The organism is Paraglaciecola sp., from assembly GCF_039942875.1.
Classification (GTDB): domain Bacteria; phylum Pseudomonadota; class Gammaproteobacteria; order Enterobacterales; family Alteromonadaceae; genus Paraglaciecola.
Window position 1 is genome coordinate 54,498 of record NZ_JBDVBQ010000026.1, and the last position, 21,485, is coordinate 75,982.

Here is a 21,485-nt window from a genome sequence, read left to right on the forward strand (position 1 = left end):
TCGAATTAAAATAAAGTTGTAATCTCTTCTCTATCTAATTGCTCATAAATAGAAATGACCTGATCATAAAGTGTAAAACACTCCTGCATCCATATTGCTTCTTTAAAACTTTGCAACTGTTCGTTTTTTAGTTTGATGCAGTTAATAGTTATGGTATCGGCAAAAATAGCTTTCACATTAAACAAACAGGTTGTGTAAAAACCTATTAACCGATGAGGAAGCTTTTCGGTTTGCATTAAGAACATTTCATATGGATATGAAATTTCTCGCAACTCAAACCCTATTTTGGCGAGTTGCGGCCTCTTTTGCGAGATATTTTCGCCTCGATGAGCAAAATATACAATGTTGACATCAGCAGAGAACATAGAGCGAACTTTTTTTAGGTATGAAAAATAATCAGACTCAGATAAAAGTTTTAATTCTACAAAATGTGTGCCGATAAAATGTATCTCATTTTCGCACTGATGTTGCCTAACATGTCCCAAAACTTTTAGGACATTATTAAAACTATGCCGCTTAAAATAAAATGGACTGGGTATTTTAAAAAGTGAATAAATGCCTAGTTTTCTTCGCCTTATTGTCAAGCCACAGTCAATTTTTATTATCTGTGCTTGTTCCTGTCGTGAGACTGAACTTTCTGGGAATAGCTCTACTGGAAGGTAAAATCCTTGCTGGCTAAGAATATGTTGATAGATAGACAATACTGCAGCTCCATCGTCTACCATAACGTAATTTTTAGCGTCTAAGCTGCAAGCAATATCTTGCATCCAATGGTGTCGAATATCGCCTAAAAGAATGGACTCGTAGTCCATTCTCAGTGTTGAAACTACCTTGGCATAACTTTCGATACGTTGTCGTAACGAACCTGAGTTGTTCAAGTATAATTTTTTAACGTGACTAATCTTAAAGGTTTCTAGTAACTCGTATATTTGCTTTTCATTGGTGCTACCTGGCATTGCTGTAAATACCACATGCAGATCAAAAAGCTGATTTATATCAAGCTGAAATTCTATCGCACCTAACAATTGATATGGCGATGAAACCAATGCCAGACTAGGTTTGTTCGTTGTAACTGCAAGAAAAGGATTAATTGACATATGGTTGTATATGATTAGGGATGGCGTGAGGCCATTGATAACTAGTTAACGCATACCTGTTGCCTGATGAAATGGGCTTTCCTCGATGGATCCCTCTGGTATTAGCTAGAATTAGCGTACCCGCTGGGGCACAGATCTCTGTGATACATCTTTGATCAAATAATTTAGCTTCTTTTTCAGTAAAACGGTTTTGATCGATTGGCAGCTTTTCTTTACGCTCTAGGTTCAACATAGCAAGACAATTACCACTTTTATTATAATATTGAAATGGACCAGAATGTGTATCTACATCAGACAAATACAATATAGCTTTGAATTGGTAAGAGACCGCCACATCACGATGCCAGCCTTGTCCCGAACCTAGATTGTTGGGCACAAAGCTAATTTTTGATGCCATATTAAACCCAGACAAACTGCTCGTACCAAAAAGATTTTTTAACCTCAATGACAACAGTGAATTACTCATCAAATCAAGATCTGGTTGCAAATTTTCAACGCCCATTACTCTTTGGTCAGCGTGATATTTATCAGTCCAAACTTTAACACTTGGGTCTGCAATCAATCTGTCAATATTACCACAGGAAATTTCACACCTTTCTCTAGACCAATAATTAGGAACTACTGCATAACCATTAACTAAAACTTCACGTAAAAGAGCATCGGTATAGGCCGGAATGCGCATTTTAATTCGTTTTACTTCATAGCGAAAAAGACGCTTAACCGATTGAAAGTTAGAAAAAAAATTCAGCATTTAATAAAAATCAATTCAAGTGAAAAATAACTGAATTTATCTCTTGGCATGACCCGTATTTTATACCCAAGCCCCTCCAAACGATTGATAAGGCTTCTTAGCACTTGGTAAAATTCGAAAAAACTCTCCACTCTTTTATTATTTGGCCTCTCAAATTCAGCGATAATTTGATTCGGGTAAATACCATTGTCTAAAATGTTATTCAAAATAAAGGGGGCGGCCCCCTCTATGTCCATCTTAAGCACGTCAATAATATCATGATGATTATCGGCCATTAATGTAAGTAAAGGCTCACATTGAGCTTCAAATGTTTTACCTTCGTGCTCCAAAATCATAGATGGCGATCCGCCATATAAAGGAGACGAAAATTGCATCTTTGTTTTCTCGATCCAAACAGCCACTTCACGAAAAATAAACTTAGGGTTACTAATAGCTGCAAGGTGTCTTGATGCAATAATTGATGGGTCAAACATAAATATATTACAACCAAAAGTATCACTAACGGCTTGGTCGAACGCCGTATCATTTAAAACACCCAGAGAATAAATAATAGAGTCCTCTGATAATTCATATTGATTAGACAAAAAATAGTTTCCCATTTTATAGAACTTACCATCTTCAATCACTGTTAGTGTCTTTTCAAAGCGCCGGGCTATAACTCTTTCCGGATTGAGATATACGAACAAGTCCGAATGTCTAAAAGGTTTAATAAGTTTGTTATAAAAGCGATGCTTTAGATAATAAACGACTCCCTTCCTTCCATCTCTATGATAGTAACGTCGGATACCTAATAAAAACTCTGGATACCACATATTATTGGGCCTTTTGATTCAAAAAACGTAGCAAGCAAACTCTGCAAGACATATAAGGATAGAATTACGTGCTCAAAACTCGATAACCTTATCTAAAAGCGTTGGAGATATCGTAGACAATTCATCTTTCATCGACTGTTGATGTTTGTCAGTTGCCAGTATTATCGCATCAACATTATCTAACTCATTTCTAGTTATCGCCCGAATTGGCACAATGTTTATGCCTAAAAGTTGGCTATTGGTAAACGTTGTGTTTGAGTCAATTATTTTAGTGATCTTCATTCGCTTATTGAAAGACAATATTAATGATTTTGCATAATCATTAGCGCCCCAAATTATAACGTTTTTAACACCATTAATTTTGCAATATAGTTCAATCGCACGTAATCGTTTTTTTTGTTGAAAGACTTGGGTTAGAAATGTAAACGAAACTCTAAGTGTCACTAATGGTTTAGCTAGTAATACTCTCAAAAATAGTTGATTAAAGAAAACAGGTAGAATCACAAACGAGAATTTAGCCTTTCTCAAAACAACTCGCTGAAAAAAATAGAGTGCGGATTCATTTTCAAAGTACTTTGCTTTTTTAGAGTAAAACCACAGTGAATACTTCCAATTCAGTCGCTCGGCAACGCTGTCCCTTGAGTCTTTTCCTCGAATAGTCAAAGACTCTTTGATAAACCTAAAATCCTTAGTTAATTTTCCTACTTTTAAGGCAAATTCCCAATCTTGATGACCTTGCAGCGTTTCATCAAAGCCTACCGTTTTTGCTAAATCTGTAGGTACACAAATAGTACTAGATTGAATGCCACCGACATTGTTCGTAACAAAAGAATAATGAGCCACAGATTCACTGCATTGTTTTGCAACTAAGGGCAAAGGGGGCGACAGGACACCTTCTTGAGAATTTTGATACTGATGATGTATTAAAAAGGCTTTATTATTTTTAGAGTTCTGTATACATGCTTGCACAAGTTCAAGTTTATTCGGTAACCAAAAATCATCCGAATCAAGGAAACACAGAAACGTCCCTTTGGCAGCTTTAATACCAGTATTTCTAGCTGCGGCACCATTCTTATTATTATCATGTCTAAGTAATTTTATCCGGTCATCTTTAAAACTAATGATTAATTCGCGAATTTTAGTCGCAACCAAAGGAATAGATCCATCATCAATTATCAATACTTCAAAATCTTGAATTGATTGAATTAATAGTGATTCCAGAGCTTTAGCCAACGGCATTTCACGATTAAAAACCGGAATAACAACACTAAAAAATGGTATTCTACTTAACGGCGATAGCAATGGTAAAACTCCCATTTTGACCTTCAACAACTTTACCGCCAACAGGATCATATTGTGCAAAAAGCTTAATATCTACAAAACCAGACTTTGTTAATAATTTAACTAATTCTGAGTTTGTGTAATGTTTAATATGATAGGCAAACTTGTGTTTATCATAAGGCATCACGTCTTGATTAGGAGTAGAGCAAATCAATCGCCCACCAGGCTTTAACACATTGAAAAATATATCCAGTAATTGCTGGTCAAAATCTACATGCTCTATAGTTTCAAAAGATACGACTACATCTTTACTGCTAGATTCTATGTCCAATAACTTGGCATCTTGGCATATAAAGTCTGTTTTATTATTACTAAAATGTTGTTTGGCATGAGTAATTGCAGCTTGCTCAATATCTACGCCAGTTACTTTTGCGCCTGTTTTGTTGGCTAACATTAAGGTGCCGTAACCGATGCCACAAGCTAAATCTAATAACTTGGCGTCTTCATCTATCTTTCCAATTTGGTGACAAGCAAACTCGTAGCGGTTAAGGTGATCGGGACGAATTTGATCATATTTAGTGGTAATTTGTCTTTCACCCCGATCCATTGTTTTAGTAGCTGTAGCTTTGACTTTATCACCATCACTGATAACACTTAAATTACAAAATCCAGCTCGTTCTAATAACAGCGTTAACCTTGGAGCGTTGTATCCTGACTTGTATACACATTGAAAATTTTCATTATAAATATTATCTCTCGGATTACAGTTTTCTTGCGCTCCCCACAACCCTGCAAATGCAGTGCGAGCCTCAGATTCAGAATTAAGTAAATTAGAATTATCCCACTTTGCTTGTTGCCACATTTCAATAAAGTAATCAGTATTAGGTACACTAAGATCAATTTCCCCACCGACAGTTAATGCATCAAACCAAACCAACATAGCTAAATCTGCTTCCATGCTGGTTAAATAAGGTAAAATATTTTCGACAACAAATAACTCAATCGTATTATTGTCAGCAAATTTTTCCCAAACATTGGGTAGTATTGTTTGAGTAGTTGTATCTGTTAGACAATATTGGTAATTTATTCGCGTTAACTGGCACTTCTTCACACTACTTTCTCCTGCTCAGGGGAGCTATTTTTTGTTTTTAATTTAAACTTCACATCTGCTTTTAAGTGACTATCGCAAGAACTAAAGTTTAGATAACTAAATTGACTAAGCTTTTCTGTATTAAAATCAATCTCATCAATATTAAATTGCCTAGAACATATTGCTGCCAATAACTTATCAATCTGATGCATATGTTTAGACAACAAACACTCTCCCTCAACTCTGATAGGCTTACCTTGCAGTGCGGCTTCGTATAAAACAGAAGAGTTTATCCCATGCACTAAACAGGCCTGTGCTATTAATTGTTGAGTATCATCGTTAGATACCTTTCCATGGGAATATTTATAAGTAAGGCTCAACCGATCTTTGGGATGGGGTTTAAACACCACTTTTTGCTGTTGATATTTCGCTTCGATGTGATCTATAAACTCCTGCATCCCATTCGTAAACCTAGAGTGATTTAGCACATTAGAATCGCTAGGTACTTGTAGTGGAACAAATATATAGTCGTCGATATTGGCTTTATTATTTACTAATACTGAATGTTGTTGATGCCACTGAATACTGTTTGTTTGCATCATAGTCTCATCTACCCAGCTAAGATTATCGGTATATAGCTGGCTATTATTATTCACACCTTGTTTATCAAAATAAAAATATTGATGCTGTGGAAAAAAGCCACACTCTGCGTATGTAATGTTAATATTCAACTCATCTATTTGTCGCAATAAAGGTAAAAAAGCAGAGGTTGATCCATTCCAAACAATTACATTTGTTGCACCCGTAATATATTCATTAGTTAAGGCCTCTAATGGATGATGGGCTCTCACTTGTGTTCCTTTCGTTTTTACATATTCAAAAAAATTGTTTAAATAAGCCGGTATATTGATTTCAGCGTACATATCGATGTAAAGCAGATAGTGATTGGGTTGTTCGTTACTTGCGCCTAAATTCATTTCATTTTTAGGGGCACATAACATTAAATCCCAAAATACCGATTGCTCCGTACATCTTGCTTTTAACCTTTGGATCATTTCTAGTTGAAAATGACCAGTTCCCAAAACGATATTTTTTTCGTTAATAGTAACTTGTTCATTCTCAATACATTGCACGACTTGCGGATAGTCGAGTTGACGCTCACTCACCCACCAAGACGAAGGTAATGTAATTTCATTCTGAACCAAATGATCCAATAACGCTTTAGCATAAGCCCCATCACCAACAAGACAATAATCTTGACCTTTCAAGTCTGCTATTTTACATAATTTTCGCTTAGCATTTGCGACCAATGCTTGAGTTACTAACATACAATTTGTCTCTTAATATCCACAAGCTTATTGAAATTTTGTAAAGCATTCTCTACCGCATCATCCATATTATAATACTTGTAGTCAGCCAAGCGGCCTGTGGAAAGGATATTAGGAAAACAATCGACTAACGCTTTATAACAATCATAACTTTGCTGATTTTTTTCATTAAAAATAGGATAATAAGGTACATTTTTGGACTCATCATTCCTGTCATATTGCTGCGGATATTCTTTAACTATTGTTGTGTGAGAGGTTTGCTGTTTTAAAATATGTTTGAATTCTGTAATACGTGTATAGACATGTTCATTAGGGTGATTAACTGTAGTTGCGGGTTGAAACTCTGATTGCTTTAAGGTTTGAAAATCAAACTGTAAAGAGCGATAGGGTAACTCTCCTTCAACGTAATTAAAAAGTTGATCTAACATACCTGTAAAGACTAGTTTACCTGTAAATATTTTGTCATCAAATGAGATAGTATGGCTATCCATGTTTAATTTAAGCAACTTTGTAGCATCACAATTTAAGCGAATACTTATATTAGGATGTTCAAGCATATTAGTAATTAAGTGGCTGTAACCTTTACTAGGAATTGCCTGATATTTATCATGAAAATAACGATCATCTGTGGATATTACGACAGGTACTCTAGCAGTTACCGCTGGAGAGATATCCTCTGGTGAGCAGCCCCACTGTTTAGATGTATAATTGACAAAAAACTTTTGATAAACAAACTCACCAAGCTGCTGGAGCTCTTCATATGAGCTTTTTCTTAGCTCTAAAATAGGGACTTTGCCACCAAGTCCGTAATGCTCTACCAGTAACGCTTCTATTTCTTGGGCTTCATTTTTAGGATACAAGGCATGTAGAGTATTCAGATTAAAAGGAATTGGCACCAACTTACCATTAACAGAACCCAACACTTTATGTTCGTATGGTGTCCACTGAGTAAATTGGCTCAGATACTCCCACACATGCTCTTTACTAGTATGAAATAAGTGGGGGCCATATTTATGTACAGTTATGCCATATTCATTATGATAATCATAACAATTACCTCCTATGTGTTCACGTTGCTCTACAACCAATACTTTTTTATTTTGTTGGCTGGCAAAACGTTCTGCCATAACAGCGCCCGACAACCCAGCTCCAACAACTATTACATCAAAATCAGTCATCTAAATAGATTCACTTAACAACTGCTTGAGCCGCTTTGGAGTATGTCTATTCTCGTAAACAGTCTTATGTTTATCATTAAAAAACAAATGATTATTTGATGCTAGTTCAATGTATTTAATAAATAGATCATGTTCTTGTCGAAATAAAAAATACAATGCTGCAGCAAATCTATGGTGTGCAATTCCAGCTCCAATCACTTGTTGGCTTACGCCAAACTGTAGGGCGTTTCTGCAAGCTAATTCAATATCTTGCAGTGATTTTTCACGTCTTGAATATGACCGACTAGTTTGTTGCCCGAAGCTATTTTTATGAATACGGTATCTACCTAAAACTTCTGGAATAAAATCAATATTTGCACCTAAAAAACCAGCATTGGAAATATAAAAAGCGTAATCAAAAATAATATTACAATCTGCAGAAACACTATTTCGTAGATTAGTATGATTTCTGAACATCACACTACTAGCTTGCATGTAGGTTCCGTACCTAATCATATGTTCGATATTTGAACGAGGCGGAATATAAGACCAGTTATAGAACTCTTGAGAATACATTTTAATGGTTTTGTTGGTATCGGAGTCAAACATATCTGACTCATGAAACACCATGTGGCAATCATCATGACTATCTAGGTAATCTACTTGTTTTTGCAGTTTGCTTGAGAGGGCTATGTCATCTCCATCAAGATACGCAATGTAGTCACCTGTCGCAGCTTCTAACAAAGTAGTCATATTAGCCGCAAGCCCAGCATTTTTTGCTTTATAGATTGGCCGTAAAACATCAGGGAACAAAATCGCCAATTCTGCTATTTTTGCCCTAGTGCTATCGGTTGATGCATCATCACAGACTATTACTTCATACTTAAATTCAGCATCTTGCTCTAAAACTGACAATAAGCATGGGGTTATATAATCCTCTAAATTATAGGCAGGAACTAATACAGATAACTTCATACGCCCTCAATTTAACCCCATAAAAATTAATATTAATCATGTATCGGCCTCTAGACTAACAGCTTTAATATAGCCCTAAGCGGTACTACCCGCATCAACTGTCATTACTGTACCGGTTATGGATGCGGCTTGTTCACTGAGTAAATACATCACCATACCAGCGGCATCTTCAACTGTAGCGAGTTTTCCAAGGGGGCTGCGTCTTTTAACACTGTCTAGTTTGTCACCCTGCAAACTGCTGGTCATGTCTGTTTGCATATACCCGGGTGCTACGCAGTTCACTGTGATACCTGCTTTACCTACTTCTCTTGCTAGTGATTTACTAAAGCCTTCAAGAGCAGCTTTACTTGCACCGTAGACACTTAAACCATTAAAGCCTGTTTTAGCAATGATGGACGATATATTGATAATGCGCCCCTTGCGATTCAACATCATTGAACGTACTAAATATTTGCTCATTAAAATAGGAGCTTGAATATTCAGTTGCATTAAATGCTCAATAGCAGAATTAGGCATAGTCGCGAGTACACCATCATGGCCAGCAGCTGCATTATTAATTAACCCATAAGGGCGGCCATACTGCGAGATAATTTTCTTACAAAGAGAGGCTATCTGCTCTAAATCAGCTAGATCAGCACTGTGATAATGAACTGAATCAGGGTGACTTTGTTGCAGCGCCTTTAAAGGTTCTGAAAAACTTCTAGCAAGGGCAACTACCTTATAACCTAGTGCTACAGCTTGTTCACAAATAGCAAAGCCCAATCCTTTACTTGCACCCGTTACTATCACGTACTCAGTCATGCTGTTTCCCGTTTGATTGTCTATTAAGTTTCCCACTTGGGTTATACGACACATTATCAACAAATGAGATTTTGGTAGGAATTTCAAAGCGTTGCAATTGTTTTTTACATTCTTTTAGTATTTGTAGTTTTATCGTACTAAGATCACTAGACATTATTAGAGGATCACTAGACATTATTAGAGGATCACTAAGTAGCACAACATCAGCGGCTACCAACTCCCCCATCATGGCACTTTTTTTAGCATAAACCCTAGCTTGGCTGATGGCGTCACAGCTTAACAATACCTGCTCTACTTTTTCTGGATAAACTTTATTGCCGCCCACATTAATGGCTCCAGTGGCCCTTCCTAAAAAGAAAACTCGGTCGCCAATTATTTCAATTCTATCTTGGGTATCCATAAAGCCTGTTGAGTTCAGTAGCAGTGGAGCATCTGATTCTACTGAACACTTAGGCTTAACCAGTAAATGTTGCTTCTCTGATATATCTAACTCTATTGGTGAGCTCGGGTTATCAAGCCACTTTGTTGGGAATCCTGCTTGGCCATCAGCTACCACAAAACCAACACCAGCTTCAGTTGAAGCATAAATATGTCGCAGTTTTGCTTTGGGAAATAAACGACTTAACTGAGTCAATAGCACTTGTTCGGCTATCTCACCACCTAAGGTAATATGCCTTAAAGGTAATGTATCTAATTGCTGAGTCATCAAAAGTTGTCGCCATAAACTTGGGGTTGCAGATACAGCAGTAACCTGATGCAAAGCCATTAGTTCTACTTGCTTTATTGGTTCGAGTCCTGTCACATCCACTAAGTCAGCGGTGCTTAGTAATGCTTGCAACAGCACTTGTAAACCAGCAAAACGAAAGGGTTGATATAACAGACCCCATGTTAATTTTTGTAGGTTCGTACTGTGTTTAATGTTAGCGGTCAAAGCCTCCAATGTATGACCAAACCATTTAGGCTTCCCTGTAGTACCTGATGTAGGGATATACCAAGTAGTTTGCTTACTTATTGCTGGAGATTTAATATCTGTTGATGCTTCGCTAACAAGTGGCCATAGATGTATACCTTCCACTGGTGGTACAGTGGTATTTGCTGGGCATAAATAAATTGCTTCACAAAAACCGTCAAAGGCTAACAAGTTCACAACTAAATCTTCTAAGGGGCCTGGGAGTATCGCCACTTTTTTTGCTGCCAGTTGTGGCGTGCGGCTCCTAATTCTATAGGCTTTAGTGATTAAGTCTGTAATTGATGATTTTTGAGCTGAAGTCCTTATAACACCTGATGTCTCGAGTTTTTTTAATTGGGATATCAGGTTAGTCATATAGACTTATTGGTTACTTTTACATTGTTGATAAATAGCTAAAAACTCGGCAAAGGTACTAGGATAGGTTTCTATGGCTAATTCAGTAAAGGGATCAAATCCTAAATCCTCTTCTAACTGTGCTACTAACATGGCATAACCTAAAGAGTCTAAACCACATTCAAGCAATAAGGTATTAGCTTCGATTGGCTCAATTAATTGGCAGTCACTTAACTCGGCTACCTGTTGCATAGCATCTTTAATTTGTTGTTCTAAATTCAAGGGGACTCCTATTCTAAAAACTGTATTTGAGTACTGGCTAAACGAATATTTTTAGGCAGCTTATTGAGCACTTTTTCACGTTTATGTAACCACTGTTTCAGTTCATAACTGTAATGTAATACAGTAAATGGGTTACCATCTCGTTCAGCAGCGGGCTCTTGCCTAACTTGTTCATACTCAAATAGTTTATGCATTTTATTTGCAGCATGATTAAAGGACAAGACTTGCGCTAATAAATGGCTATATTTAAGTTGATTTTCTCTTACATACCCCATAACTGCGTAATCTAAAGCAGCAACCTCTAACATTATGCCACTGCCAGGCCACACGTTTGTTTCCCCCAAATAGCAGCCCCATTCTGGTGTAAATGTATCTAACCCTGAAAAATTAAGTACACCAATTGGTCGTTGGTTTTGCCACAAAACAAAAAAACTTCGGCTGCGATCTCTTTGTAAACCTTCAAACCAATTGCAATGACTTTGCCATGCCACTGCCTCATTATTATGCATATTTTGCTGAATTCTAGGCCTATTGCGCCATTGCCAAACTAACGTAAGTTCCTGTTCTGTAAGAGGTCTAAATTCATGGGAAGGCAAACCAATTTTCATAAATTAGACTCAGTTGAACTGGTTATTTTTGACATAAGTTCACCTATGGCTTCAGCCCCATCTATTACCGCTTGTTTCATAGCGTGTTGATGCATAGAGAATAATGTATCTGCATCACCCCAAAGGGCTAAGCAATGCTTAACAAGCTGTTCTGAAGTTTGCTCTTGATGATTCAAGACCTGACACCAACCTTGCTTTTTAGCCTCTTCACTCGCGCGCTTCTGGTTATCTGCCACCACTAGTAAAATTGCGGGAGTAGCACAAGCTAACAATTCAAACTGACTGCCCCCAGCTGCAGATAAAGCTAAACAGCTATTAGCCAGTACATCAGCCATTGTATGGCACTCATGATAATGGGTAACAGGTAAATCACAGCTGGCGATAAATTTACTAAGATCATTTAAATTTCTATAAGCGGCACCAGTAATAACCGTAATAGGGATTGCAACATGGTACTTTGCTAATGCTTCTAATACAGACAAAGTTAAATTATGTGGGTCACTGCCACCAAACATTAACGTTAAGCCACGCCTTCTGGACCAACTTCGGTCCGATAACTGCAAAAATTCTTGTCTTAATACTTGATAACCTTTACCCACAGCTAACTGGGCGTGTGGAGCCGTCGCCTCATAATTCAAAGCTCCCCCATTGCTGACCCCGTTTATCACGACATCAGCATACAAATTGCCACTATTGTTAATATCATCAAAAATGGCAAGTCGATAATGGTGAGTCACTAAAGCTTGGCGGTACCCTTGTGTAAATTGATAGCCATCTAACACTAACCAATCGGCCTTCAATTCAATACACTGCAGCTGTACCCAGCTTGCTTCGTCTTGTGCTTCATTAGTTATCAGAGGAAGTATGTCCCCTACCCAATCAAAACGATTTTGACAAAAGCTTTGTGAAGATTTAGACATCAAAAAAACCACAGTGTGACCACTGCTAATTAAACTCTGAGCTAAAGCCAAGCAACGCATAACATGCCCTAGCCCAATATTGGGGTCTCCCTCGACTCTAAACACTATACGCATCAGGTGTTAATCGACATAAGTTATTCGAACATAGACCAATCGAGCGCAGTACCTTTTTGAAGGGCATGTTTAGCAAGTTTACCTAGTACTTTTTCCCAGTTTTTAGGAGCAAGACCAAATGCTGGACGCACAATTCGCAAATTTTTCTCCGTCAAAACTCCGCCCTGAGGAATGTCCTCACTTACATAGATAGAACGGCGATATTGCTTAGATTTATCTTCAGCTAGTGTTCCACCATATGTTACCTGACCAAGTGCCTGATGCGCTCTTTGGGTTTCGGTGACTAAGCTTGCAAATTCTTCTGGCTCTAAGGAGAAAGCGGCATCAACCCCACCCGCAGCTCTGTCTAACACAAAATGTTTTTCAATCACCGTTGCTCCTAGCGCAACTGATGCAACTGCCACTCCAACTCCTGCGGTATGGTCAGACAAGCCAACTTGGCAGCCAAACGCATCAACTAAGTTAGGAATAGTGGCTAAGTGAGTATTAGTGGGCAATGCTGGATAGGTACTTGTGCATTTAAGTAAGATGATATCTTTACATCCCGCTTTTTTTGCCGTTTTAACTGCATCTTCTATTTCACTTAGACTTGCCATTCCCGTGGACATAATTAATGGTTTATTTTTAGAAGCGGCTTTACGAATAAGGGGCAAATCTGTCAATTCAAATGAGGCAATTTTAAAGCAAGGCACATCTAAATCATCAAGAAAATCTACTGCGGCCGCATCGAATGGGGAGCTAAAAGCTAACATACCTAGGGCTTTGGCCTTATCAAATAAAGGTTTATGCCAATCATAAGGAGTAGCGGCTTTCTGATATAAGGCATGCAAAGATTCACCACTCCATAAACTGTCTTTCTCTTGAATAACAAAATGCTCGTTATCTACATCTAAGGTCATACTATCTGCGGTGAAAGTCTGCAATTTAATAGCATCTGCACCGGCTTTAGCCGCTGCGTCTACCATAGCTAAAGCTAAATCGAGGTTTTGTTGGTGGTTACCACTTAATTCTGCGATTACAAATGGTGGCTGGCTTGAGCCTATTAATCGATCACCAATTAGAATATCACCCATTATTTAACCCTTGGGCTTCTTCAGCCAAGTGTTCAAAAATAGATTCGATACTTTCAACTAAATCTGCAGCTTTATCACAATTACAGTCTAGTGTATCGGCTTGGCCTATAGCTGCAGTTTTACCTGAATGGCGCAGACAAGGTGTAACCGTATCGGTTGCAAACTCAGGCATTAGTAATGCTGGTTCACTCGCTCCACTTATCAGTAAACTAGGACAACTTGTAGCTTGAGCATACCATCTAGGGCCGGCGGCTTTGCATACTAATAAGTCACTTGCAGCCAGCATTTTCAAAAGAAGTTTAATGTCTGCTTTACTGTCTTGTTCTACCCATACTGTAAACCCTAGTTGTTCTAAAGACTTTTTTAATTCTGCTTGATAAGGGTAAAGATAACCGTCTTCAGACTGCTCAAAACACAAGCCAACCACCTTGTTATTTTTCTGCGCTTTTAACAAACGTTTATCGGGTATCACAGATATATCGGTTGCCAATTTATCCACTACTAGGCCACAACATTTCTTTAGATAGAACTCCGGATAGCCACCATCAGGAGTTTCGCCGTATTGCCACCATTGACTATGCCATTTGTACATAGTGGTGAAAGTACTATCCATAAAAGCCTGAGGGGAATTAACATAATCAGCTTTCAAGGTTTGCTTTTGAACTTGGTCAAACAACTGCTGCACAGATAAACTGAGAAGATTACCACTAATAGGCTCATGGGCATCTTTTAAAAACCTAGCTAAAAAGCACGGCATAAATGCGGTATCAAGATTGATGATTTGACTATAAGCCTCACCAACAATGTCTTCAGCTAGCGCTAAAAAGGCTTCTAAGGCTAGAAAGAAATCATCAGGCCACTGCTCATTAGGTAGTACTTGTACTTTCACACTTGGTACGGCCAACTTCATTAACTTCGCGCCGTCACCAAAGGTTAAAAAATGTAATTCAGCATTAGGATGTTGCTGCTGGAAATAACGCACAACCGGCAAACCAATGGCGCAAACATCTGCTGTACTCAACATGCGTATTAATAATATTTTTTCTATTGGCTGACTATCATCAACTATTTCAGTCACTTTTTAATCCTTGAATATACGCTTTATACATCAACTCGGCTCTAAACCAGTCCTCTGCAGTATCAATGTCTTGAACTAAATGCCTAGGTAAAATAATAGGAATACTATGCTCACTAAAGATTCTTTTTTTAGATAGATAATCGTCGGTTCTACCCCAATAAAATTGGCCGGCATCATGGTAAGCTTCAGGTAAATCTTGAGAGCGTTTACTTATACTTTTTGGAAACATAGGTTCCACACCTGAGCCTTGTTGAACTAAAGCTCGTTGCACAGGAAAAGCAAAACTCGTTACCGAAAACGCAAATGCCTTATCTTCATTTTTTTGCAGCGCGTCTAACCCTTGCTGTAAATACTCAGCTTCTATAAAGGGTGCAGTGGCATAAATACAACAACAATACTCAGGTTTATAGAAATGCTCTATGCAATATTTTATCGCGTGATTGGTAACAGGACGTGTGCCTGAAACATCATCTGATAACTTAGCAGGTCTAGTGAAAGGAACTTCAGCACCTAACTCAATGGCGGTATTCGCAATTTCTTGACTGTCTGTAGTGACTATAATTTTATCAAAAATCCCTGACGCTTTAGCCGCTTCTATGGAATAGGCAATTAATGGCTTGCCGGCAAAACGTTTAATATTTTTTTTGGGGATCCGTTTACTACCACCACGGGCCGGTATTATGGCTATATTCATGACAAAACCTGGATAAGTGCATCAATCACACTTTGTTGCTCAGTGTTTGTAAGTGTCGGGTACAAAGGCAATGTTAGGGCATGTTCATAAAAAAGTTCTGAATTAGGAAAATCCCCATCTTTAAACCCTAGGTTTTGATAATAAGGTTGCAGGTGAATGGGAATATAGTGAACATTGACCCCTACTCCCATCTCATGAAGTTTTTGATAAACGTCCAGTCTATTATGGTGTTTCAACTCCACCATATATAAATGCCAGGCACTATTGGCACACTCTTTAACACTCGGTAACCTTAGAGGTAAATGTGCCAATGCCTGTTGATAAACCCTAGCCAATTCCACACGTTTAGCAATAAAGCTATCGAGCTTTTTAAGTTGTGATAGCCCCAAAGCAGCATGCACATCACTCAGGCGGTAATTATAGCCCAAGGCAACCTGTTGATAATACCAAGGGCCGTGGCTTTCTCCTTGCATTAAGTTTGGATCGCGGGTTACACCATGTTTGGCATGTAATATTATCTTTTCTGCATAATCAGAACTATTGGTTAATACAGCCCCACCTTCCGCACTGGTTATTGATTTTACTGGATGAAAGCTTAACACCGCCATATCTGAGTATTGGCAACTGCCAATTTTTTCAGTTTGATATTGCCCACCTAGAGCATGAGCGGCGTCTTCAATTAAGACTACTTCATAGGGAGCTATAATTTCAGCAATAGCCTGCATATCACAACTCAAACCTGAAAAATGCACCACAATTAAAGCTTTTGGAAGTTTGCCGAGTCGCTTGGCATTTTCTAGTTTTGCAATAAGTTGGGAGATACTGATATTTCTGCTTTGCTTGTCTATATCGACAAAGTCAACGCTGGCTCCACAAAATAGCGCACAGTTTGCCGACGCCACAAATGAATTAGGTACTGTCCAAACTAAATCACCAGAGCCTACGCCTGCTGCTAAGCATGCTACATGTAAGCCTGAAGTCGCACTGTTTACCGCAGTACAATAGTCTGCACCTGTATATTGGCAAAGTGCTTCTTCAAATTGAGGTACGACTGAGCCTTGTGTCAAAAACTGATGACGTAAAACTTCAACCACAGCTTCGATATCTGTTTCATCAACTGAATGTTTACCGTAAAAAATCATGTTTACATCCAGTACTAAATTGTTGCCTTATCAAGCGTGGCAAGCTCATCAACCGTTAAAAAGTGTGGATTGGTACCTGAGTGGTATTCAAATTTTTCGGCCACTGCTTGACCTATCTCTCCCAACTTATTTTTATGATAGTCCACCGTTTTATCAAAGAATTTTATAGCGGGGGTAATAACATAATGATCTTCAAACTCTAATGAATGATGGGCCATTTCTTCTGGCACCATTACTTCATGCAATTTTTCACCGGGGCGAATACCCACCACTTCATAATCACGGTTTCCGCTAATAGACTCTACTAGATCTAAGATACGTATCGAGGGTATTTTAGGGACAAATATTTCACCGCCTTGCATACGTTGAAAGTTTTTAATAACAAACTCCACCCCTTCATCTAACGTGATCCAAAAACGGGTCATTTCTTCATGGGTCACAGGTAGAGTTTTAACTCCTTCTTCTAATAACTTATGAAAAAATGGCACTACAGATCCTCTAGAGCCAACCACGTTACCATACCTGACCACTGAAAACCTTGGGCCTTTAGCTCCAGAAATATTATTAGCTGCAACAAATAATTTATCTGATGCCAATTTGGTAGCACCATATAAATTCACAGGGTTAGCAGCTTTATCAGTAGAAAGTGCGATAACGCGACTCACATCTGCTTCAATGGCAGCATCAATGACATTTTGAGCGCCATTGATATTAGTTTTGATACATTCATTAGGGTTATATTCAGCAGCCGGAACTTGTTTCAAAGCGGCTGCATGCACGACATAATCCACATCGCGCATAGCAGCTTTAAGGCGCTCTTTATCCCGCACATCTCCTATAAAATATCGCATACAGGAGGCGTTAAAAGTTTGCTGCATTTCAAATTGCTTTAACTCATCTCGAGAATAAATAATCAATTTTTTAGGGGTATAGTGTTTGATTAAGTGGGCAACAAAACGTTTACCGAAGGAACCAGTTCCACCCGTTATTAAAATTGATTTGTTTGAAAACATAGTTATTTATTCCCTAAAGGAGCAGCAAGTATTTGTTAATTAAAACCAACATTAAACATGATTACAGATATTTTTTCACGGCTTTACGGCCACGTACTAAACCTGTTAGTCGTTTTAATGACGCTTGAGACATCTTTTCACAGTAAGCAACTAATAGACCATTCATTTTTAATTCTTGCTCAGCAAAGTCTTTTAAATCTTCTTTAGAATGCTCTTTCAAAAACTCTTGAATCACTTCTTCTCGATTTTTGACAAGTTTCAGAAGAATAGCTTCATCAGGATCATCTGTTGCAAGATGATCCACTAAACTTTTATTAATGATACTTAGTTGGGGGGGTGTAAAAGGATGGTCTAGAGTTAATGTTTTCAAACCGCTGCTTGACGTTTTCGCCTCTGTGTTTCATAAGCCTCTTGCTTTGCAGACTCAGGAATTTGTGACCAGGCGGCTTTAATAGGTAAAAATAGAGTAATCACTTCATCTACAATCTTCAAGTTATTCTGTACATTTGCATCAATTAAGCGTTGCAACATGTATTCATAGAGATCAAACAAGTTACCACCGACTTCTCCACCCACTTCAAGATCGATAGTATCTCGTAAATTCATAATAATAGCGGTTGCTCGAGATAAATGTTCAGATTTACCAGCATAATCTTTACGCTCGATACAGCCTTTTCCATAGGCAAGCCTATCTAAAGCTCCTTGCATCAACATTAAAGTTAACTTATGAGGGTCAGCTTGAGCTATGTCTTGCTTAATGTTGCCTTTTTTATAAGCATTGATGCCTTTTAACGCCATAATATTTGTCCATGCTGAATAAGATTAAAAACCATTACTAACCCAAAGTAGCCAATAATGCTGAACTAGTGGAGTTTAAAGAAGCTACGGTTTGATCCAAATTTAAATACTTGTCTCGTAATATTTGTTCAGTACTCGCTAAACGTAACTCTAATGTTTCTCGGTCATCGTAGATCTGTTCACGTTGATCTTTTGCTGTATCTTCTCGCGTCTTAAGCAAACCACTGTAATTAGTATATTCTTCTACGAAATCATAAAGTCGAACCGCAATACCATTTTCTTCATCAGTAAATAGCGCAGCAATCTCATCAAAATTATCATCTAACGCATCTGACAAACGGTCTTCACCACTACCAAAACCAATGTTGTCTGTTGAACTAATTTCTAGTTCCCCATCATCGGTGTATTCAATACCGATTTGATAAATAGTCCCTAAATCTGATGAATCTACTGATGAAAATAGAATGTTAGCGAGTCCTGTCTGTATACCTCTGACTAAAGAGTCTCCAGCTAATGCGCCATCTTCTTCTAAATCAGACTCACCATAGTTAGTTAAAATATCTATCTCAGACTTTAAAGCATTGTAGTTATCAACAAACGCCTGAATATTTTCCTTTACTTGCTCGGTATCAAACCCAATACTTAATTTCGATGCTTGATATGTCACGCCGTCAGCAGCTAACTCTGATAGCTCAGATACAGTAAAACTAACATTTTCAATAACATTTTCAAATTTATCGCTGTCACTTTCAACATCAATACCGTCAATGGTTGCTTTAGAGTTTTGAGCAGAAGATACTGGCGATAAATAATCAATAGTTTCTAGAGAATTAGTAGTAGATAATCGGTCTAACTCAGCAATATCATTGTCATTAACAATAACTAAATCGTTGCCATCGCCGGTTACATCAGAAGTAAAAACTAACTTTGCACCACCATCAACTGTCCCGGTAGCAATAATACTGGCGGTTACACCAAAATTATCATCAGAATCGTTTATGGCATTTCGTAGGTCTTCTAATGTGTCACCAGCCGACAAGTCTATGGTAAATGCATCACTAGTAGCGTCTATTTTAAAGGTTAAGCTACCAGTACCAGTAGATAGTACTGAATCGGCAGTACTAGAAAAGCCCCCGTCAACAGCGTCAGCGGTTTCAATACGACTACCACTGGCCAATTGGGTTACAGTTATCTGGTAATCACCTTCCAAAGCACTATTTGAAGCTTCAGCGGTAAATGGCTCTATATCAGATGATGGGTTATTAATAGTAGGCTCACGCCCTTTTAGGTTAGTTTCACTACGTAAGTCATCCAAACTATCTTGAAAGTCTTCTAGCTTAGATTTTAACTGACCAATAGCGGATATTTCAGCTTCAACAGATTCTTCTCTGGCATCCAGAGCAGCTGTTTTTGGTTCGCTTTCAGCTTGTAACAACTGTGTTACTAAGCCTTCAAGATCTAAGCCTGAACCCACACCTAATGATTGTATTGACATACTTCACCTCTGCTCCAATGTTTTAGAGCTGTTCATACCATAATAACTACACTTGCTTATTAAATAGTAAACCCACTGCAGTGCCAACCTCAGTTTGTAAATCTTGTAATCGTTCAGATAGCTTCAATACTTCTTCCGACGGAATTTGTCTAATCACATCACCAGACTCTGCGTCCGTAACTTTGACAACTTGCTTGTTACTATCTTCATCCACAGAAAAGTTTAATTGCCTGCTACTTGCCTGAACAAACTCACTAATTTGTGTTACCGCAACCTCAATCTCTTCAGGACTATATTCATCCTGTGTTACTTGGTTATCGGCAGAAAATACCGGAACTTTAGTTTGGTTATGACTCTCTGCTGACAACTCTGATTGAGACAATTGGGTTTGCGTTTTGTCTACAACAAGATCCTCTTTTGGCAAAGCAAAACTCTGGCCAACTTGAAACGAATTAATCTCCATAAATCACCCCTCTAAGAGAACAAATGGCCACTATAAAATATAGTAGCCAATCATAGCTTTTTATATATCGCTTAAACTAGAGTTTAGCCTAATAGCGATAAAGCAGACTGTGGTCTTTGATTAGCTTGACTTAAAACAGACAAAGATGCCTGCTGAACAATCTGGTTACGTGTTAATTCTGCTGTTTCTGTAGCGAAATCAGTATCACGAATACCTGAACGAGCAGCCGAAACATTTTCTGAAATATTCGTTAAGTTACGGATTGTAGATTGAAAACGGTTTTGTAATGCACCTAAATCAGCTCTAACGCCACCAATTGACGAAATAGCTTCACTCACAGCCGTCAAAGCTGCTGAAGCACCCGCTTCTGTTTCCACTGTAGTGTCACCAATAGATAACCCAGAAGACCCATAACCACCGCTTCTAGTTAGACCTACTGAAATTGTTTGGCCTGCATTCGCCCCAACTAAGAATGAAGCAGAAAAACTTCCAGTTAGTATATCTACACCACCAAATTGAGAATCAGACGCAATTCGAGTGATTTCAGTTTTTAGAGCACTCACTTCTTTCTGCAACGCAGTACGGTCAGCAGATGAGTTAATGCCATTTTGTGATTGCACTGCAAGAGTACGAATACGTTGCAATGACGTAGTCACTTCAGCTAACGCACCTTCAGCGGTTTGGGCTAATGAAATTGCGTCATTAGCGTTACGTGCAGCCTGATTTAGACCTTGAATTTGAGTAGTCATTCTGTCGGTGATCTGTAATCCAGCAGCATCGTCAGATGCACTGTTAATACGGAATCCTGACGACAAACGCTCAAAAGAAGTACTTAAAGCATTCCCTGAATTAGACAGCTGACGCTGAGCATTCAAAGAAGACACATTTGTATTTACAAATAAAGACATAAAAACCTCCTGAAAACTCACTGCACGCCTGTGACGTATGTTTCACAGTAAGTTTGCCTCAATATTAATGGCCAAGAACCTCTTCTTGTCCATCACCTCATTTATCAATTCAACGAACGACACCTCTATCGCTCGTCAAACTTGAAATAATCTAGTTAGATTACCCCTCAACTAAAGTTATCGACCCGTTCAATAGTAACTTTAATTTTTTTATTGATTTTTTTTTGCTAGATGCTTTTTAAGCATTAATTCATTGTTTTAATTATACTTTTAATTAACCTACAGAAAGATATAAGAACTAA

At 38.1% G+C, this 21,485-nt stretch carries 23 protein-coding genes; all 23 read right to left on the minus strand.

The window, feature by feature from the left end; all coding sequences use genetic code 11:
* Nucleotides 1-5: 5 nt before the first annotated feature.
* Entirely contained in the window at nt 6-1,097 is a 1,092-nt protein-coding gene (locus tag ABJE44_RS08505) for a hypothetical protein (RefSeq protein WP_348111615.1), read from the minus strand.
* Nucleotides 1,087-1,779: a phytanoyl-CoA dioxygenase family protein gene (locus ABJE44_RS08510; protein WP_348111616.1), complete on the minus strand. Its 693-nt coding sequence runs from the start codon at nt 1,777-1,779 to the stop codon at nt 1,087-1,089. The genes ABJE44_RS08505 and ABJE44_RS08510 overlap by 11 nt, the downstream gene beginning before the upstream one ends.
* Before the next feature lie 62 nt (nt 1,780-1,841).
* Entirely contained in the window at nt 1,842-2,660 is an 819-nt protein-coding gene (locus tag ABJE44_RS08515) for an FkbM family methyltransferase (protein WP_348111617.1), read from the minus strand.
* 72 nt (nt 2,661-2,732) lie between these two features.
* Entirely contained in the window at nt 2,733-3,962 is a 1,230-nt protein-coding gene (locus tag ABJE44_RS08520) for a glycosyltransferase family 2 protein (RefSeq protein ID WP_348111618.1), read from the minus strand.
* Complete coding sequence (locus ABJE44_RS08525; protein ID WP_348111619.1) at nt 3,943-5,052, minus strand: methyltransferase domain-containing protein; 1,110 nt, start codon at nt 5,050-5,052, stop codon at nt 3,943-3,945. The genes ABJE44_RS08520 and ABJE44_RS08525 overlap by 20 nt, the downstream gene beginning before the upstream one ends.
* Nucleotides 5,049-6,359, minus strand: a complete 1,311-nt coding sequence (locus ABJE44_RS08530; protein WP_348111620.1) for a capsule biosynthesis protein — start codon at nt 6,357-6,359, stop codon at nt 5,049-5,051. Before ABJE44_RS08530 ends, ABJE44_RS08525 begins: the two co-directional genes overlap by 4 nt.
* Entirely contained in the window at nt 6,353-7,537 is a 1,185-nt protein-coding gene (gene glf, locus ABJE44_RS08535) for a UDP-galactopyranose mutase (RefSeq protein ID WP_348111621.1), read from the minus strand. Before glf ends, ABJE44_RS08530 begins: the two co-directional genes overlap by 7 nt.
* A complete protein-coding gene (locus ABJE44_RS08540; RefSeq protein WP_348111622.1) occupies nt 7,538-8,491 on the minus strand; it encodes a glycosyltransferase family 2 protein in 954 nt (317 codons plus the stop codon). It abuts the gene before it with no gap.
* A 75-nt stretch (nt 8,492-8,566) separates the two neighbouring features.
* The gene (locus ABJE44_RS08545) at nt 8,567-9,292 is read right to left on the minus strand and encodes an SDR family oxidoreductase (RefSeq protein ID WP_348111623.1); all 726 of its coding nucleotides are present in this window, start codon (nt 9,290-9,292) and stop codon (nt 8,567-8,569) included.
* On the minus strand, nt 9,285-10,616 hold the full coding sequence (locus ABJE44_RS08550; protein ID WP_348111624.1) for an AMP-binding protein: 1,332 nt from the start codon (nt 10,614-10,616) through the stop codon (nt 9,285-9,287). The genes ABJE44_RS08545 and ABJE44_RS08550 overlap by 8 nt, the downstream gene beginning before the upstream one ends.
* A 6-nt stretch (nt 10,617-10,622) precedes the next feature.
* Nucleotides 10,623-10,877, minus strand: a complete 255-nt coding sequence (locus ABJE44_RS08555) for an acyl carrier protein (RefSeq protein ID WP_348111625.1) — start codon at nt 10,875-10,877, stop codon at nt 10,623-10,625.
* 8 nt (nt 10,878-10,885) lie between these two features.
* Complete coding sequence (pseH, locus tag ABJE44_RS08560) at nt 10,886-11,485, minus strand: UDP-4-amino-4,6-dideoxy-N-acetyl-beta-L-altrosamine N-acetyltransferase (protein WP_348111626.1); 600 nt, start codon at nt 11,483-11,485, stop codon at nt 10,886-10,888.
* The gene (gene pseG, locus ABJE44_RS08565; protein ID WP_348111627.1) at nt 11,482-12,519 is read right to left on the minus strand and encodes a UDP-2,4-diacetamido-2,4,6-trideoxy-beta-L-altropyranose hydrolase; all 1,038 of its coding nucleotides are present in this window, start codon (nt 12,517-12,519) and stop codon (nt 11,482-11,484) included. Before pseG ends, pseH begins: the two co-directional genes overlap by 4 nt.
* Nucleotides 12,520-12,539: 20 nt before the next feature.
* Complete coding sequence (gene pseI, locus ABJE44_RS08570; protein ID WP_348111628.1) at nt 12,540-13,592, minus strand: pseudaminic acid synthase; 1,053 nt, start codon at nt 13,590-13,592, stop codon at nt 12,540-12,542.
* Nucleotides 13,585-14,670 (minus strand): hypothetical protein, encoded by a 1,086-nt coding sequence (locus ABJE44_RS08575; RefSeq protein ID WP_348111629.1) that lies wholly within the window; start codon nt 14,668-14,670, stop codon nt 13,585-13,587. Before ABJE44_RS08575 ends, pseI begins: the two co-directional genes overlap by 8 nt.
* On the minus strand, nt 14,663-15,364 hold the full coding sequence (gene pseF / locus ABJE44_RS08580; RefSeq protein ID WP_348111630.1) for a pseudaminic acid cytidylyltransferase: 702 nt from the start codon (nt 15,362-15,364) through the stop codon (nt 14,663-14,665). Before pseF ends, ABJE44_RS08575 begins: the two co-directional genes overlap by 8 nt.
* Nucleotides 15,361-16,506, minus strand: coding sequence for a UDP-4-amino-4,6-dideoxy-N-acetyl-beta-L-altrosamine transaminase (gene pseC / locus ABJE44_RS08585; RefSeq protein WP_348111631.1), 1,146 nt, complete (start codon nt 16,504-16,506; stop codon nt 15,361-15,363). The genes pseF and pseC overlap by 4 nt, the downstream gene beginning before the upstream one ends.
* Nucleotides 16,507-16,520: 14 nt before the next feature.
* On the minus strand, nt 16,521-17,519 hold the full coding sequence (gene pseB, locus ABJE44_RS08590; protein WP_348111632.1) for a UDP-N-acetylglucosamine 4,6-dehydratase (inverting): 999 nt from the start codon (nt 17,517-17,519) through the stop codon (nt 16,521-16,523).
* A gap of 61 nt (nt 17,520-17,580) precedes the next feature.
* Nucleotides 17,581-17,889 (minus strand): hypothetical protein, encoded by a 309-nt coding sequence (locus ABJE44_RS08595; RefSeq protein ID WP_348111633.1) that lies wholly within the window; start codon nt 17,887-17,889, stop codon nt 17,581-17,583.
* Nucleotides 17,886-18,317, minus strand: a complete 432-nt coding sequence (fliS, locus tag ABJE44_RS08600; protein ID WP_348111634.1) for a flagellar export chaperone FliS — start codon at nt 18,315-18,317, stop codon at nt 17,886-17,888. The genes ABJE44_RS08595 and fliS overlap by 4 nt, the downstream gene beginning before the upstream one ends.
* A gap of 37 nt (nt 18,318-18,354) precedes the next feature.
* On the minus strand, nt 18,355-19,812 hold the full coding sequence (gene fliD / locus ABJE44_RS08605; protein WP_348111635.1) for a flagellar filament capping protein FliD: 1,458 nt from the start codon (nt 19,810-19,812) through the stop codon (nt 18,355-18,357).
* 46 nt (nt 19,813-19,858) lie between these two features.
* Nucleotides 19,859-20,275, minus strand: coding sequence for a flagellar protein FlaG (locus ABJE44_RS08610; protein ID WP_348111636.1), 417 nt, complete (start codon nt 20,273-20,275; stop codon nt 19,859-19,861).
* A gap of 83 nt (nt 20,276-20,358) precedes the next feature.
* Nucleotides 20,359-21,183 carry a flagellin gene (locus ABJE44_RS08615; protein ID WP_348111637.1) on the minus strand — a complete coding sequence of 275 codons (825 nt, stop codon included), beginning with the start codon at nt 21,181-21,183 and terminating at the stop codon, nt 20,359-20,361.
* Between the last annotated feature and the right edge of the window lie 302 nt (nt 21,184-21,485).